Origin of the sequence: Staphylococcus petrasii, assembly GCF_002902565.1 — a bacterium.
Classification (GTDB): Bacteria; Bacillota; Bacilli; order Staphylococcales; family Staphylococcaceae; genus Staphylococcus; species Staphylococcus petrasii.
This window is the reverse complement of record NZ_PPRC01000022.1, coordinates 30,184-46,517: the sequence shown is the minus strand read 5'-3', so window position 1 is coordinate 46,517 and position 16,334 is coordinate 30,184. Positions and strand designations below refer to the sequence as shown.

The window sequence follows — 16,334 nt, the reverse complement described above, 5'->3', positions numbered from 1 at the left end:
CTCTTTCTATTTTTATGGTGATTATAGTGTTCTACTTTAATATCATTAGCAAAGCTTTAATTTAATATGATATTATAATAAAGTGAATTTTGACAACAATATATTTTAAGACTACAAAAATTTAATTTTTTAATAAAAGAAAGAGGTTACTTATGATTATTATTGAGTTTATCAAGGCTTTAATCCTAGGTATCGTTGAAGGGTTAACTGAGTTTGCGCCAGTATCTTCAACGGGACATATGATTCTAGTTGATGATATGTGGTTAAAATCAACTGAATTTCTAGGCCCTCATTCAGCTTTCACTTTCAAAGTTGTAATCCAATTAGGTTCTGTATTTGCGGCAGCTTGGGTCTTCCGTGAGCGTTATTTCGAAATGTTACATATTGGTAAATATAGAAATTCTTCTATTAATGAAGAATTCCGTTCTAAACCACGTCGTTTAAACTTATTACACGTATTAGTTGGTATGATTCCAGCAGGTATTTTAGGTGTCTTATTCGACGACTTTATTGAAGAACATCTATTCAGTGTTCCTACTGTTATGATTGGTTTATTCCTTGGTGCCATTTACATGATTGTAGCAGATAGATTTAGCACTAAAGTTAAGAACCCACAAACTGTGGACCAAATTACTTATCTTCAAGCATTCGTAATTGGTATTTCACAAGCAGTAGCAATGTGGCCTGGTTTCAGTCGTTCTGGTTCTACAATTTCAACAGGTGTACTTATGAAATTAGACCATAAATCGGCTTCAGATTTCACATTCATTATGGCTGTGCCAATTATGTTAGCAGCAAGTGCATTATCATTAGTTAAAAACATCCAATACATTGAACTTGCACATATTCCGTTCTACTTAATCGGATTCTTAGCTGCGTTTATTGTTGGTTTAATCGCAATCAAAACATTCTTACACTTAATTAATAAAGTTAAATTAATTCCGTTCGCTATTTACCGAATCGTGTTAGTTATCTTTATCGCAATTCTTTATTTCGGCTTCGGAATTGGTAAACATATTTAATTTTAGCTTAAAACGAGGACAAGAAATCTATTTAATAATACGATTTCTTGTTCTTTTTTTATTTTTAAAAGCGCTCTCAACAACAAGTGTTTCCGCTAGTGCCCTCGTTTACTTTCATGTATCATAGGGTATTGAAGAGATATAGTAAAATTAATGGAGGCAACGAGTATGGACAAAAAGACGATCATTAAAACAACGATTAATGTATTACCAATTTTTCTTGTGCCACTAATTGTGGAACGTAAACGCATTAAGTCTCATCCTGACGTTCAAAAAGCTTCACACGCTACATCAAATGCTTCACATGCGATTGCTGATAAAGCTTCAGATGTTAAAGATTATTTTGGTGATAAAAAACAAGAATTCGATAATAAACGCGAATTGAAAAAAATTGCGAAAGAAAATGATCCGAAATACATTCAGAAAAAAGGCGAAAAATTAGCGAAGAAAAATCGTAAAGAAGCTGACAAAATGGATAAAAAGCTTCAAAAAAATATTGAACAACGCCACAAAGAAGAAGATAAAGCACGTGAAAAAAATGAAAAACAACGTATTAAAGAATTGAAAAAGACTCAAAATTATCAAGAAAAAGTTGGCTTAACACCTGGTAAACTTGATGATGAAACTGAGAAAAAAGGCGAAAAGCTAGAAAAAGAAAATAAAAAAGAAGTTAACAAATTAGATAAAAAACTTCAAAAGAATATTGATAAACGTCATAAAGAAGAGAAGAAACTTCAAAAACAACAAGAAAAAGCACGCATCAAAGAAATGAAAAAACTTAAAGATTATGATGCTGATAGTGTAGCAACTCAAAATAAACAAGAAGATTATACTAAGGCATAATTTTTATGACAACAGTATTTATTGATGGTGATGCTTGTCCAGTAGTCGATTCGGTTATTGAATTAACTACTGGGACAGGCATTTTTGTTACAATTTTACGTAGTTTTAGTCACTTTTCAAATAAGGTTTATCCTGAACATGTAAAGACGTTATACATAGATGATGGGCCTGATGCCGTAGATTATAAAATCATTCAACTAGCCACATCGAATGATATTGTCATTACACAAGATTATGGTCTTGCTAGTTTACTATTATCTAAAGTTCGAGTGGTGATGCATCATAAAGGTCATATTTATGATAATCAAAATATAGATATGTTGTTACAACAACGTTATAATAACGCACTTATTAGACATCAAGGTGGTCGACATAAAGGGCCTCCCCCATTTTCAAAAGAAGATAAACGTCAATTTAGAGTTGCATTTAATCAAGTTATTCAACAATTGAAGGAGGATACAATATGAAACGTATTGCGGTATATTGTGGTGCAAGTAAAGGAAATGATCCTATATACGTTGAAGAAGCCTATAAATTCGGTAAGTATATGGCTGAACAAGGTTATGAATTAGTATTTGGCGCTGGTTCAGTTGGTATTATGGGCGCTATTCAAGATGGTGTATTAGATCATGGCGGGCATACGATTGGTGTTATGCCTAAAATGTTAGATGAGCGTGAAATTACGAGTCAAAAAGTAAGTGAATTGATTCTAGTGGATTCAATGCATCAACGTAAAGAAAAAATGACGGAATTAGCGGATGCCTTTGTAATGGCGCCTGGTGGTGCGGGCTCACTTGAAGAATTCTTTGAAATGTATAGTTGGGCACAAATCGGTATTCATCAAAAACCTATCGGCGTTTTCAATCTAAACGGCTTTTTTGAACCGCTTCAACAATTGATTGCTCATATGATTGGCGAAGGCTTTATTGATAAAAAATATAAAGATTTAGCGCCACTTTATGATACAAAAGAAGAATTAATTGAAGGCTTGTTAAACTACAAACCTTTAGGCGTTCGTACATATGATTAATTAGGCAGTAATAAGATAAATAATTAAGCGACATTGAGGATAGATACCACACATCCTGTTCAATGTCGCTTTTTTGTCTATTTTATTAAGACAATTTTTTATAATAACGTATTTGTCGCTTTAACATATGGTATTTGCTTAATTCTGGTAATTCAAAGTTGTCGTAAAAGGTCATACCAATTTTTTCCATTACTTTTCTAGAAGGTAAATTCTCTTCAGCTGTAAAGCTATATACCTCTTCTATGCCTTTTTCTTTTGCGAATTCGAGTACAGCTTCTGCACCCTCTGTCGCAATACCGTTGCCCCAAACTTCTGGGATAAGACGCCAACCAATTTCATATAGTGGCAATTCATCGAATGGGTATTTGCTATCTTTAGGCAGGTAATTCACGCCGATATACCCTAGCCATTCTCCCGTTTCTTTAAGTTCGACTGCAAATAAACCAATACCCTTTTCCTTCAGAATCTCATCCATCTTCTTCATATCTAATTCTGAACGGCGATAACTTAATAAGCTTGGGAAATAACGTCTCACTTGTGGGTTAGCATTCATTTTTTGAAAAGGTAATAAATCTTCTTGTTCCCAATCGCGTAATTTTAATCTTTCTGTCTCAATATAAACTACCATTACGACCACCTCAGTACAGAGAAAATACAATTATTAAAAAAGTGCGATATGGTTGAAAGGTCCATAACACACTTTACTTATACTTCATTTTATTAAAATTTCTTAATTAAGCTTTTGAAATATAACTGATAAGTTTAATGTGAACCGGGATTTCTTTTAATCGGTCACGTTGATCTTTCGGTGCAATAAATGTCGCATCTACAAAATCATTGCGATGATTTAATTTGAATGTCGCTACAAATGTATCTGTATCTGATTCAAAGTTTGGTAAATGTGCAACGACACGTTTAATTTCACCAGTAGAGTCTACGATTGTACGACCAGTAATGTTTTCAATCTCACGACCTAATTCTGGTAATGTGATGTCGCGGCCTTCTAAAATGTGAAAATCTTGTTCATGCATAAGTCATCTCTCCAATATTGTTTTTATTTAAAATTATAACTAGATTAGTTTTTGAAATTTCATTATTATGAATAATTCATAACTACATATATTCATCGTTTATTAATACGATTTTTTATTATGTACGAGTTGTATTTGCAAATGTAAGCATTTGTCTTACTTTTACCCTACCTCAATTATAATCAAACTTTTTACATACCGTGCTTATATCGCTCATAAGTACTAATTGAATGTATTAATTAGATGTTGATTGATTATCTTGAGTTGAGTCATTTGAACCATTTTGTTCACTAGATGAGCTATTATCTTCAGTTGAGTTATTATCAGTAGTTGAATTTTGAGTAGAATCGCTTGTCTCATTACTACTATTGGAATTAGACTTATCTCCGCTATTATTAGTATTTTGAGCGTTTGAATTCTCATTTGATGATGTTTCAGATGAATCATTGCTTTGAGTATCTTGAGAAGATGTTGACTCTGATGAGTTACTAGATTCGTTACTTGAACTATCTGAAGACTCCTTCGATTTATTGCTCTCTTTACTATCGTCTTCTTTTTTAGCTGATTCAGTCGCTACAGAATGGTCTACATCTTTTTCTAATTTTTCGCGTTGATCATTTAACTTCGCTTTTTGTTTTTCTAAATCTTTTTTCTGATTTTTTAACTCATCATTTTCTTTTTTCAATTGCTTAATATCATGTTCTAATGATGCTCTTTCGTCACTCTTACCACATGCAGATAACATGAGTGTTGCAGATAGCAAAAGTACTAACCATTTCTTCATGTTTGTCTCCTTTAATTACAAGTCAATACACTTTATTTTAACACGAATTAAAAATCTGTTCATTGGATTACCTCAAGTCTTTACGCATCTTGAGATGGCTGACTTCGTATCCTCTCGCTTTGTTAATGTGAATCATTTCTTCATTTTTAGCGTCTACTGTCCCTTCTATCGCTGAAGCGCCTTGATCAACTGCCCATTGTTCTAATTGTAATTTTAACTGTTTGGCATACCCTTTTCCTCGAAAATGAGGGCTCGTATATAACATTTCCGTTATTACTGTATCGAAGCTTCGTTCATGATGCCCCCAAATAAAAGCAATTAATTGTGATGCTGTTTGGCTATCAAGTTCTATAAATATCACATCGTCGCTATACTGAAGTCTTCGAATAATCATTTCTTGTCTTAAAGCAATCGACATACGTGTGGCATTATAATCCACTTCACGTTGTTCTAAATAATATTCATGGAGTCTCGCAATCGTTTCAATCCATTTTGTATCTTCAATTTTTAACTTTTGCATAAACTTTATCCTCTATTTTCAGATTATATTCTATACTTAACTATGATATGATTATCCATATTTAACATATATTAATCTATTTTTTTAAATTTAAAAAAGTTTAGACGTTAAGGGAGATTAAATAACAAATGAAATCCACTGCCAAGTTAGCACGTGAAAATAATGTTAAATCATTACGCCTAAATAATACAGATAGAGAAATTTTTGAAAACTACATGACGTATGTCCGTGCTGATTTACGTGTTAATCCACACGATAGTGAGCTTATGCTTAATCGTATTTTAAAGGAACTACTCGCTGCCGAACAAGAAGGCACATTAGCTTTAGAATATTTCAATCATGATCCTGAGGCACATGCGAAGAAAGAAATTAAATCGCTACCAAATGAAACATTTCAAAATATCTTTAAGTATATTTTTCGTAATTTTATGTTTCTAATCGGTATATTTTGCTTCTTCAAAGGGTTCATAGGTTTCTTTATCGGTGGAGATAACAATGATGTTTACTTATATTCATTTCCTCTTACTGTAATTGTTAGTATTTTTATTATATTTTTATTCATTCTCGTCATATTTAAAACGGTTCAATTGCAGAGTTTTAATAATTCTCACTGGATATGGGTGTTTAATTATGGACTCATTATTTTATTAATAATTGCGTTATTTTACGTTATTTTTATTCCACAATCGTTTTTAAATTTTGGTCCTTATGTTCGTATTAGTAATTGGGCCTTTATTATTATGTCGCTTATTATTACGCCGATTGCTTTTTATATTGAACATCATTTTGGCAATCAAGATTCAAATACCGTTTTGTAGGTTAATTATTTTTCTATCTTTTCAAAATAAATACTATTGATATAAATAGAGCCCATAAATGCATAAGCGCATTTATGGGCTTTTCGTATCGTGTGACTATATATTTTCAATTTAAATTATCCTACAAACCATACATCAATAAAGAACCAAATGACCATAATAACCATGATGATGGCTTGTGCAACTGTACTTGCTAAGAATGCCATTACTGATCCGAAACTTGCTTTCAGCGCTTTTCCAAAATCAAAATCTTGAATTAATTCAACGACTAATACAGCTACAAATGGTACGATAATAATTCCGAATGGTGGTAAGACAAAACATCCTACAATAACACCGATTAACGCGACATATTCACCTAATTTAGAACCACCAAAACGTTTAACAAAATATTTATTCATTAAAAAGTCTGATAATAAAATAAAGACGGTAAATATAATCATCGCTACGTAGAAGATCCACGATAGTCCTTTATCATGAAAGCCAAATTGATAAATTAAAAAGCCAATCCATAATATAAGCACAGATGGTATAAGCGGTTTAATTAATCCAATAAAAGCGATGATGAACGCTAATATAATTAAAATCCATAAAATTGCTGACATTATTTTACTCTCACATCCGCTTCTGTATATTTTTGATCTTTAGTAAAGAAGATTAGGATCATGCCTAAGAAAATAGATGTTGCTGAAACGAAGAAGACATTTTCCAAACCAACCCAATGACTCATAGCACCACCTAATAAATTTCCTAGCAATTGACCGATGACCATAGCATTCGCAAAAAGTGTCGATGCATAACCTGGGAAATCAGGTAGAATGTCTTGGAAGTAACTAATGCCTAGTCCTAACAAGATAGCTAAAAATAGTGCTAAGAAAATTTGGCCAACCATCATCATATAAATGTTCTCAAATACACCAATACTAAAGTAAAATCCGCCGCCACTAATCGCACCAATAATCAATAATGTACGTGTCGCAAGTTTCGCAGATAGAATACCTAGTATTACCATGAATGGAACTTCTAAGCCGGCGCATAAACTTGCCAATGTACCTACATACCCTTCTTGTTCTTTTAAATAATCCGTCACAAATAAAGGCATGTTCATTGTATACATCCACTGACCAATATGTAATAAAATAAAGGCAATAAATGGGATAAAAAGTGTTTTGTCTTTCAACATATTCGGCGCTGTTTTCTCAACATTTGTCGTGCCGCCCACTTGTTCTTGAGCGTTTAAGTTCAAATCTTTATAGAAGAAGATTTGAAGTACTAATGTAAATAAAAGAATGATAACAGTACCACCGAATAAGCCCGCGTAGCCTAAATATTGAATTAAGTATGCTCCGATTAAAGGACCGAATAAAAATCCAAATGAGAACATAGAACGTAACACGGTATTAGCAAATTTGGCATTATTTTTAGACGAGGATACATTAATAGATTCTCTTGCAGATGCATAAAGTTGAGGCATAGCAGGTGCAAATAACCCTTGGAAAATGGCATATACAATAATAAATAGCCATTCATTATGTATATAAAAATAAATTGAAAAGCTGATGGCTCCCATCAATAATGCGCTTATAATCAGGACTTTCCGATTTACATGATGGGTATCGGAAAAACGCGCTACAATAGAATTCACCGTAAATTGGCTGACTGCAGCTAAGGCTAACAGTAGTCCGAATTGGTTCGTAGACATACCCAATTCCTTTGTTGCAAATAAAACAAAATAAGGCACCGTAATGGCAATCCCCATTCCTAATAACATCATATTTACAACGAATAACTTATAGTTTTTAATATGCAATAATGCTGTAAACATAGACTACACCTCAGTTCTTCGAATCAATTGCAATATTTAGAAACTATTATCGAATATAGTTCAGCATGAGCGTAACAAATGATTCAACTTGTGGAAGTTGTAACATACTGCTGTCATAACTCATGTATGTTGAACGGATAAGTGGTTGTGAATCGATATTGACCTTTTCAAATTCAAATAAATTCTTATCAATATTCTTCATCATAATTTCAGGTAAAATCGTTACACCCACACCACTGACTAACATTTCCTTGCATGTCGCAACTTGGTCAACTGTAATAGTCGCATGATAGTCTTGATCAAGATTTTCATTATACCATTCTTTAATCTGATTAATATAAATTGGATCGGCTTGAAATTCTATAAATGGTAATTTAGTTACTTCCTCACGACGTTCTTTCGGATAAATAAAATAATGGTCATCATCAAAGAGATGGCTATTCGTTAAATTCATTACTTTATTCCCACGTGTAATCATGACGTGATAATCTCTATGATTCGCTTTAATCTGTTCAGTTGATCCTACTTGAACTTGGATTTCTACATTTGGAAATTGTGAGTTGTATAAGCTAAGCACTTCTGGTAACAACGTTTGTCCTATTAATGATGAACAGCCAATTGATATTGTTCCATTGACTTCTCCGATATGTGCTTGCATCTTATCAAAAAATAATCGCTCACGTTTTAACATATCACGTGCGTGCTCAATAATCATTGCACCTTCTGTGGTTGTGATAAGTTGCTTCTTTGTACGAATAAATATATCTACACCAAATGAATGCTCAATGGCTTTTAAACGTTGTGTTACTGCAGGTTGTGAAATATATAAAATTTCAGCAGCTTTGCGCAACGTTCTTGTTTCATCTAATGTAATTAATAAACGGTAATCCTCTATTTTCATAGCTTCCCCCTACTTCTGTTTATCCACGAATATGGCTATGACTGTTAAGATAATTGATAGTGAAGGTCATTTATACTAATTAAACTAATGCTGTAAACGACACTTAAGATGTTGCATGGAATACACATGGAACACATAGACGCGCGATATATGGTGTTCGGATGCGCGATGCGTATGATGGGCAATGCGCTACGTGCGATGTTGTTCCGTGCCAATTGCGAAATGCGACGTATGAAGCGCGTGTGCTATGCACGGATATGCCACATGTGATGTGTAACGTGCTGTGCGACGTGCGACATGTGCTATGCGCGATGTGCGTGCGCTATTTAGGATGAGATTTGCTTTGTTTCATATGATGCTTATACGTTTTATGATGGTTTGTTTTACTTGGTTTATGTGGTTTGTTTGGTTTGTTTGGCTTATTCAGTTTGCCCACCATCTTGTTGTAACAATACATAATACGCTGATTAACTTCTGAAAAGTTCTCACTGATTTCAATCATCAATTGATGCGCAATCATATAGGCTTCATGATATTGTTTTCTAGTAATCTGTCCATTTTTCAAAGCCAATGCTAAATCATCTTCATCTACGAGTTCATATTCGCCTGTGGAGGGTAAGACTAAAACATCTAGAAATAAGTCTAATGTTCTCGCATTCCCTTTTTGCGTAATATTTTTAATATTAATATCAAAATAGTATTCCAATGGTTGACCTTTATCATCAAACATTGCAGTAATACTATAGCGTTTCTTCTCCGGCAAGATTTGTAACCATTGATAGTTGTCTTTAGCTACAACTATATCCTGGCCTACTACCGTCACCTCTAAAGGTTCACGAACCTTCCTCATCGTGACAAAGCCAATAATACCCTTAAATCTATTATTATTTACCTTAACCTCTATGTAATCACGTTCAATAAGGCGACGCCAGTGACGTTTATCTATGTATTTTATTTTCATAAAGCCACCAACTCCTTGTCATTATTATATTAAACTGACCTAGTGATGTCATCTTAAGTCGTATGTAATTGCAATTCGCACATATAGTCATTAATTTTTCATATTTATTTTACTACATCTATTAATCTTTTAGGGAAAATTGACAAAAATACTCGTATTTGATAACTTTATTTTAAATTGTTAGAAAATTCTAAATAGAGTGTAAAGGAGTTTTGTATATGTCAATTAGACCATTTCGAGCTGATCACGTAGGAAGTCTTTTACGTCCTCAACGTTTAAAAGAGGCACGCGCTAAATTTAACAATAATGAAATTTCTCAAGAAGAATTAACACAAATTGAAAATGAAGAAATTGAACGTATTATTGAAAAACAAATTGAAATTGGCTTACATAGTATAACTGATGGCGAATTCCGTCGTAGTTGGTGGCACTTTGATTTCTTAGAAAATATTAACGGCGTAGAAGGTTATACACCTGAACACGGTTTAGAATTTGAAGGTGTAGAAACACGTCCTCATAATGTTAGAGTCGTTGATAAAGTGAGCTATAACCCTCAACATCCCCACTTTGAGCATTTTAAATTTTTATATGACAAAGTAGATGGACGCGCTACAGCAAAGGTATCCATTCCTAGTCCTAACCAATTATTCCATCCTAATATATTAAATGAAGAGGTTTATCCTAATATTGAAGACTTTGCGCATGATATCGCTAAAGTATATCACCAATCTTTACAAAAATTTTATGATTTAGGTGCACGTTACATCCAAATCGATGATGTGTATTGGGCAGGATTAACTGAAGGCACTCAAAAAGTACGTGGACGTCAACGTACAGATGAAGAAAAAGTACAAGCTAGAGAACTAGCGTATAAGGTAATTAATGAGGCAGTAGACGGTTTACCAGATGATTTAGTTTTAACGACACATATTTGTCGTGGTAATTACCAATCTACGTGGGCGATTTCAGGTGGTTACGAAGCCATTGCGCCGTATTTGTTTAAAGAACACTTGCATGGTTTCTTCTTAGAATATGATGATGATCGTTCGGGCGATTTCGAACCTTTACGTTATTTTAATAAAGAGGCGTATGCCGTACTTGGTTTAATTACATCGAAAACGTCGGAACTTGAAGATAAGGAATTAATTAAGCAACGTGTCAAAGAGGCACAACAGTATGTGGATTTAGACCATATTTGTATTAGTCCGCAATGTGGATTCGCCTCTACTGAAGAAGGTAACCGCCTTACTGAAGAAGAGCAATGGGCGGAGTTAGAATATGTTGTGGAATTGGCGAATGAATTATTGGGTAGTGCGGATTGATAGGCTTGTTAATGTAAGAAAGCTACACGGAGACACGCGCCACTCACTCGCGCCCTTTTGGGGGTGAGTGGTGGGTGCTCGGTGTAGCTTATTTGTGTGGTAAAGCGTAGCGTTGGATAATTTCTTTATGTTCGGGGTACATATGATGTAACTCGTCTTGCGTGAATAACTCGAAGTGGTTAAATTCAAATGCTGGCTGGCACATACACCCTACTAAGCTATAACCTTCTGTGTGGGTTAGGCTTGAGGCGAAGATGGTACCTTTTGGCACGAGGTGTTGCAATACATTCCCCTTTTCCAAAAAAGGCCCTAATTGTGCAGTTTGATAATCACCGTCTGGTGTAACCATATGAATCGTTAATGGTGCGCCTGCGTGATAATACCATACTTCATCGGCATCGATGCGATGGAAGTGTGAGATATCGCCTGTGTTCAGTAGGAAATAGATGCTACTGAATGGTGCTCTTTCTGAGTTACTCATATGTTCTCGCATGGTTTCTTTATAATAGCCACCTTCTGGGTGTGGCGTAAGGTTAAGATGCTTTATCCAATATTCTGCGTTTGCATCCATTATTTTAAGTCCACGTTATGGAATACGTTTTGCACGTCTTCTAAATCTTCAAGTGCGTCGATTAATTTTTCAAATGTAGCTTGGTCTTCTTCAGATAATTCAATATCTGTTTGTGGTAACATTTCAAATTCTGCAATCTTGAAGTCTTCAACGCCTGTTTGACGTAAAGCGTCTTGTACTTGTGCAAATTGATCTGGTTCAGCGTATACGATTGTTAAGTCGCCGTCTTCTACAACGTCTCTTACGTCTACGTCTTGTTCCATTAACGCTTCAAGAACGTCGTCTGCTGATTTGCCTTCAATACCAAATGTAGCAGTATGGTCGAACATGTAAGCTACTGAGCCAGATACACCCATGTTTCCGCCGTTTTTACCGAATGCTGCTCTTACGTCTGATGCAGTACGGTTTACGTTATTTGTTAATGCGTCAACGATTAACATTGAGCCACTTGGACCGAAACCTTCGTAACGTAAGTGATCGTAGTTCTCGTCGCCAGCACCTTTTGCTTTATCAATTGCTCTATCGATAATATGGTTTGGTACAGAGTAAGTTTTAGCTCTTTCAAGTACTAAACGTAGTGCTTGGTTAGATTCTGGATCAGGCTCACCTGATTTTGCAGCTACATAGATTTCTTTACCGAATTTAGCATATATTCTACTTGTATTTTTATCTTTTTGGGCTTTTTTCTCTTTAATATTGTTCCATTTACGTCCCATAATGTCATCTCACTTTCATACTCAATAATCCTTATTATATAGTATTACTTTAGTGTTGTCTAAAGTAGGCGTATCATGTCGTAATTAACTGTTTCGTTACTTTTTTTGAAAATAAAAAATACTGACAAAGCGCCATGACCGTCAGTATTTCCCATCTCTTAGATTAAATATCTAAAAATTCTTCAACATCTTCAAATAAAGCATTAAATTTTTCAATATTCTTTTTATCCATGTAGATAAAAATTTTACGCTCATCTTCTGTAGAACGTACCTTACTTAATCTTTCTTTTTCTATAAGTCTGCGAATTGAAACTAATAATTTAGTTCTACTCAAATCTAACTCGTCAATTGCAATTTTTAAGAATGATTGCATTAACATTTGATCTTCTGCGATATGTTCATGAGCTAGTTTTAATAAAGCTAAATCATTTAATGTCAACTTATATTGTTTATCTATATATTCTGACAATGCTTTATATTGTTTATAGAATTCTAGCAATTTATTCAGTTTGTCATTATTCAATGCTTCTTGCACCTCCAAATATAAGCGGACAACTCATCTTATATTATCCTTTAAATTTGGAGGCCTGTCCTTTTCATTTGTTTTGAAATTTTTGTTAAATTTACTAACAAACTTAAATATTGTTGTACAACATATTTTATTATTTAATCTTTTTGTTTTTAAAAACTTTAATAACATATAAGGAATTATAATTTAGTTTTATTTTTAATGGTTCATTTTTAAAGTTATGCTCTCTAATTTTATATGAAGGATGCATGAGTTGATCCATTCGTTTTAGGAATGTATTCGACCAATCATATTTATCTCTAATATCTTTTGATATCACATTATTAATATTTCCATGGTAATTATCAATTTTTTGTATTTTAACTAAATACGTTCTTTTTACTTGATCTTCTTTGAAATCTATATAAACGTCCGCTCGATCATAGTTCATATCGATGGATTCACTTTCAGATACACGCCAATCATATACAAAAACAGTATAGTAATCCTTTTCCTCAGTAATAATATAATTATCTTTAACATATTTAGGCTGGTTAGTCATCATGATAATCTGATCAATCATTGTGCCCAGTATAGATTTAAAGCCATTCTCATCAAATAAATGAAGTGCATTAAATAAGCGTGGATGTTGTTTGAAATTAAAACCGATTCCATTGAAATAGCATGCAGTTTTAATAATGGTTTCCATTAAAAGAGGCGCACTATTATTGAGATCATTATTCATATTATCGATAAAATTATGATTTTCAAAATTTAAAAATATAATTTTTTGTTCTTCTAAATCAATTTGTTTTAAAATTTCTCGTATATTCTGATAGCGTAAAATGTTCTTAACCAATAATCGATCATGTTGTTCAATTAAGTAAGGCATTTTTAATTTTGCATTATCAATATATAAAAACTCAAAATTGATTCTTTTTATTTGTGATTCTAATGTTTTAAAGAGAACGGGATCATTAAGCAATTTACTGATTTCTAATTCAAAGGTAAATCGATTTGTTTTATGTTGGATTTTTAAAATCACGCGGTAAATCGCTTTTAAATCAATATCTTCTAAGTCAAATACTAACCCAAGTTGTTGCGTATTATTTATATCTACATTTTGCGCTGTAAAGTGAGTCATTACATCTTCGTAATTAGATTCTAGGAAATCAACTAAGTTTAAATCCTCTAATTTAAAAGTGACATTTAGATTATTTTTTATAATATATTCAAAAAGTTGCTGGCGTTCATTGACTGTAAGTTTTTCTTTAATATCTCGCATGTTAATTCTTAGATAAAACATTAATGTAGAGTCATTATGAAAAAGAGGTTTAGCAAAATCTTCTAAAAATAACAATTTCAATTCTTCAATATTATTAACTTGAACTACTAAATAATAAGGATTTACTTTTGTATCAATTTTAGAATCTACATATATTTTATGTTCAATTTTTTGATCATAATATTGTTGTTTTAATCTAATAATATTTTCTATATTTTTTAGACTATCATCAATTTGATGTTCATAATCCATGATAATTGATTTTTCATATTTACTACACGAACGATATTCATTTGGTGTAACACCAATATAACTTTTAAATGTTTTAGAGTAGCTAGAAGCGTTACTAAAACCGACTTTTTCACTAATTAAACTAATAGTGTCATTAGTTGTTAATAATAATTCAAAAGAGTTAGCTATTTTAAGAGTGTCGACATATGTTTTAAAGCCTATATTTAATAATTGATTAAACTGCGCTGACAGATTAGATTTAGATGTAAATAATTTAGAGGATATATCTTTTAAGGTTAACTTTTCAGTTATATTGTTGTTGATATATTCCAATACTTCACTTAATTCGCCATAGTATGAGAAATTATATTGATTATTCGCAATGTTTTTTTCAATACTTCCTTGTTTACCAATAATATTAACGATATCTACAATAGGTTGAGTGTCCTCTGACGTCGTCGCATTTTTTAAATAATTATCTGCTATTTGTAATAAAGAACGTTTTATGGCATTCATCGATTTTACTAAATTCGTGGAATACTTATAGTCGAAGAATTTATACCCTTGTTCTCTAAACCAATCGCTCGATATATATAGCATCAGTGTTTTAGTATTTTCTCTAATAGAAAAGATATCTGAGTTGTTAATGATATAAATCTCATTTTCTACAGTAATCAACTTAGTAAAATGTTTTACTTTTAATTGACCTTCTATTGGAAAAAGAAGAATACTCCCATCTTGGCAACGTGTCATGTTATATTCATGTTTCGTTAATAAGTGGAAATAAGCACTGGACATATCTTCACCTCTTTCTTTTCTTGATAGCTTTACTCTTTTGATTAATTTACGTCCTTAATAACATCAATTTAGTGTTTAAATGTAAATCTACCACAACATTAATACTAAATCAAAAGTACACTTATATATAAATTAATTTTAATTTCTTATTAAATTGAAATTCAAAAAAGTTAAAAAAAGATGTCACGTTAATTGCCCTCAATTCTTACAAATATATAAAGTAACTTGTCATCATAAAATGATTACTCTACAAAATTGAAATGATTGAAAACAATCCGTCAACATCTTTGACATATAATAAAATATTATATCTTTTAAATTTTAGTTTTTAAAGCGATTTGCTAACCTTAACACATCTTTAATAATATTTAATAAGTTAATAAAGAGGTTGAAACCCATCTCTCGAGGAGTAAAATTACCCCTTTTCATTCTATTAAAGTCATATAAGGTATATAGCAAGAATAGAATTAAACCAATAATTGTAATGACAGTGTGGTAAATTGGATTATGTACAAATATTCCAATTAATCCACCAATAACAAGTGCAATAAGGGCTACAAATAAATACTTTCCTAAACTAGAAGCATCATTAATAATGAAGTAACCTAAAATACCAAATACAATGAATGCACCTATTGCTAGTAAAATATTTTTATAAAATACTTCTGCACCTAAATTCTGCATGTATGCTGTAAAAGTGGCGTAGGATAATAAGCCGACGATAATAGCATAAATATGAGAAATAATTAACCCATATTTACGTGCACGTTTAATAAATAATGTGGCTAAAATAATCACAAATAAAGCGATCGATAATGGTTTTCTCCATTCCATTGGTAAATATTGTCCAAAATAGCAACCTATTCCAAAAATAATCCAATAGTATGTGAAAAAGAGCCAAACTTTGGAATAAGCATGAGAGTGTTGATTATCGTGTGCTTTTTGTTTTTGTTTATTTTCAGAAGTGTTTTGCTGAGAAGCATTTGAAGAATGCGCCATATATCTAACCTCTCTCCAATCAATTTTATTTACTCTATTATTTTGATTGTAACTTATGATAATTAAATTTTAAAAGTTTCAATCCATTTTCTTATATATCTCTCTTCCTCAAATCAGCTATGTTTTAACACTAATATACATATTTTCATCTATTTAATTGTAAAATTTG

General features: G+C 32.3%; 19 protein-coding genes. 6 read left to right on the top strand and 13 right to left on the bottom strand.

The genetic code is table 11. The features are described 5' to 3' along the window. Window positions 1–152 precede the first annotated feature (152 nt). The 4 genes from CD127_RS05025 (at window position 153) to CD127_RS05010 (ending at window position 2,895) form a co-directional block, all read left to right on the top strand. The gene (locus tag CD127_RS05025) at window positions 153–1,022 is read left to right on the top strand and encodes an undecaprenyl-diphosphate phosphatase (RefSeq protein ID WP_103298203.1); all 870 of its coding nucleotides are present in this window, start codon (window positions 153–155) and stop codon (window positions 1,020–1,022) included. 168 nt (window positions 1,023–1,190) lie between these two features. Then, the gene (locus CD127_RS05020) at window positions 1,191–1,865 is read left to right on the top strand and encodes a hypothetical protein (RefSeq protein WP_103365987.1); all 675 of its coding nucleotides are present in this window, start codon (window positions 1,191–1,193) and stop codon (window positions 1,863–1,865) included. 5 nt (window positions 1,866–1,870) lie between these two features. Next, window positions 1,871–2,332 carry a YaiI/YqxD family protein gene (locus CD127_RS05015; RefSeq protein WP_103365986.1) on the top strand — a complete coding sequence of 154 codons (462 nt, stop codon included), beginning with the start codon at window positions 1,871–1,873 and terminating at the stop codon, window positions 2,330–2,332. After that, window positions 2,329–2,895: an LOG family protein gene (locus CD127_RS05010; protein ID WP_103365985.1), complete on the top strand. Its 567-nt coding sequence runs from the start codon at window positions 2,329–2,331 to the stop codon at window positions 2,893–2,895. The genes CD127_RS05015 and CD127_RS05010 overlap by 4 nt, the downstream gene beginning before the upstream one ends. An 85-nt stretch (window positions 2,896–2,980) precedes the next feature. On the opposite strand, the gene CD127_RS05005 is transcribed toward CD127_RS05010, so the two are convergent. The 4 genes from CD127_RS05005 to CD127_RS04990 form a co-directional block, all read right to left on the bottom strand. Then, window positions 2,981–3,523 carry a GNAT family N-acetyltransferase gene (locus tag CD127_RS05005; RefSeq protein WP_103298199.1) on the bottom strand — a complete coding sequence of 181 codons (543 nt, stop codon included), beginning with the start codon at window positions 3,521–3,523 and terminating at the stop codon, window positions 2,981–2,983. A 106-nt stretch (window positions 3,524–3,629) separates the two neighbouring features. Then, complete coding sequence (locus CD127_RS05000; protein WP_103298198.1) at window positions 3,630–3,926, bottom strand: hypothetical protein; 297 nt, start codon at window positions 3,924–3,926, stop codon at window positions 3,630–3,632. Between the two features lie 235 nt (window positions 3,927–4,161). Next, on the bottom strand, window positions 4,162–4,710 hold the full coding sequence (locus CD127_RS04995; protein WP_103365984.1) for an SA0632 family lipoprotein: 549 nt from the start codon (window positions 4,708–4,710) through the stop codon (window positions 4,162–4,164). Window positions 4,711–4,777: 67 nt separating this feature from the next. Then, a complete protein-coding gene (locus tag CD127_RS04990; protein WP_103365983.1) occupies window positions 4,778–5,230 on the bottom strand; it encodes a GNAT family N-acetyltransferase in 453 nt (150 codons plus the stop codon). A gap of 128 nt (window positions 5,231–5,358) precedes the next feature. On the opposite strand from CD127_RS04990, the gene CD127_RS04985 reads away from it, so the two are divergent. Further along, window positions 5,359–6,048 carry a DUF1129 family protein gene (locus tag CD127_RS04985; RefSeq protein ID WP_103298195.1) on the top strand — a complete coding sequence of 230 codons (690 nt, stop codon included), beginning with the start codon at window positions 5,359–5,361 and terminating at the stop codon, window positions 6,046–6,048. Window positions 6,049–6,164: 116 nt separating this feature from the next. Here the strand turns inward: CD127_RS04985 and CD127_RS04980 are convergent, their stop codons facing one another. The 4 genes from CD127_RS04980 to CD127_RS04965 all read right to left on the bottom strand — a co-directional run bounded on the left by CD127_RS04980 (window position 6,165) and on the right by CD127_RS04965 (window position 9,735). Beyond that, window positions 6,165–6,653, bottom strand: a complete 489-nt coding sequence (locus tag CD127_RS04980) for a DUF456 domain-containing protein (RefSeq protein ID WP_103298194.1) — start codon at window positions 6,651–6,653, stop codon at window positions 6,165–6,167. After that, window positions 6,653–7,873, bottom strand: a complete 1,221-nt coding sequence (locus tag CD127_RS04975) for a sugar efflux transporter (RefSeq protein ID WP_103365982.1) — start codon at window positions 7,871–7,873, stop codon at window positions 6,653–6,655. Before CD127_RS04975 ends, CD127_RS04980 begins: the two co-directional genes overlap by 1 nt. 46 nt (window positions 7,874–7,919) lie before the next feature. Further along, window positions 7,920–8,774 carry a LysR family transcriptional regulator gene (locus tag CD127_RS04970; protein WP_103365981.1) on the bottom strand — a complete coding sequence of 285 codons (855 nt, stop codon included), beginning with the start codon at window positions 8,772–8,774 and terminating at the stop codon, window positions 7,920–7,922. 322 nt (window positions 8,775–9,096) lie between these two features. Further along, window positions 9,097–9,735 (bottom strand): ribonuclease FAU-1 family protein, encoded by a 639-nt coding sequence (locus CD127_RS04965; RefSeq protein WP_103365980.1) that lies wholly within the window; start codon window positions 9,733–9,735, stop codon window positions 9,097–9,099. A gap of 218 nt (window positions 9,736–9,953) precedes the next feature. Between CD127_RS04965 and CD127_RS04960 the strand changes: the two genes are divergently transcribed. Beyond that, complete coding sequence (locus tag CD127_RS04960) at window positions 9,954–11,057, top strand: 5-methyltetrahydropteroyltriglutamate--homocysteine S-methyltransferase (protein ID WP_103365979.1); 1,104 nt, start codon at window positions 9,954–9,956, stop codon at window positions 11,055–11,057. Window positions 11,058–11,145: 88 nt separating this feature from the next. Here the strand turns inward: CD127_RS04960 and CD127_RS04955 are convergent, their stop codons facing one another. The 5 genes from CD127_RS04955 to CD127_RS04935 all read right to left on the bottom strand — a co-directional run bounded on the left by CD127_RS04955 (window position 11,146) and on the right by CD127_RS04935 (window position 16,165). Then, window positions 11,146–11,628 (bottom strand): cupin domain-containing protein, encoded by a 483-nt coding sequence (locus CD127_RS04955; protein WP_103365978.1) that lies wholly within the window; start codon window positions 11,626–11,628, stop codon window positions 11,146–11,148. Next, the gene (locus CD127_RS04950) at window positions 11,628–12,344 is read right to left on the bottom strand and encodes a YebC/PmpR family DNA-binding transcriptional regulator (RefSeq protein WP_103298188.1); all 717 of its coding nucleotides are present in this window, start codon (window positions 12,342–12,344) and stop codon (window positions 11,628–11,630) included. The genes CD127_RS04955 and CD127_RS04950 overlap by 1 nt, the downstream gene beginning before the upstream one ends. Window positions 12,345–12,507: 163 nt before the next feature. Next, window positions 12,508–12,867, bottom strand: a complete 360-nt coding sequence (locus CD127_RS04945; protein WP_103298187.1) for a transcriptional regulator, SarA/Rot family — start codon at window positions 12,865–12,867, stop codon at window positions 12,508–12,510. Between the two features lie 139 nt (window positions 12,868–13,006). Next, window positions 13,007–15,166, bottom strand: a complete 2,160-nt coding sequence (locus CD127_RS04940; RefSeq protein ID WP_103365977.1) for a helix-turn-helix transcriptional regulator — start codon at window positions 15,164–15,166, stop codon at window positions 13,007–13,009. A gap of 321 nt (window positions 15,167–15,487) precedes the next feature. After that, on the bottom strand, window positions 15,488–16,165 hold the full coding sequence (locus CD127_RS04935; RefSeq protein WP_103298497.1) for a Bax inhibitor-1/YccA family protein: 678 nt from the start codon (window positions 16,163–16,165) through the stop codon (window positions 15,488–15,490). Window positions 16,166–16,334: the final 169 nt, after the last annotated feature.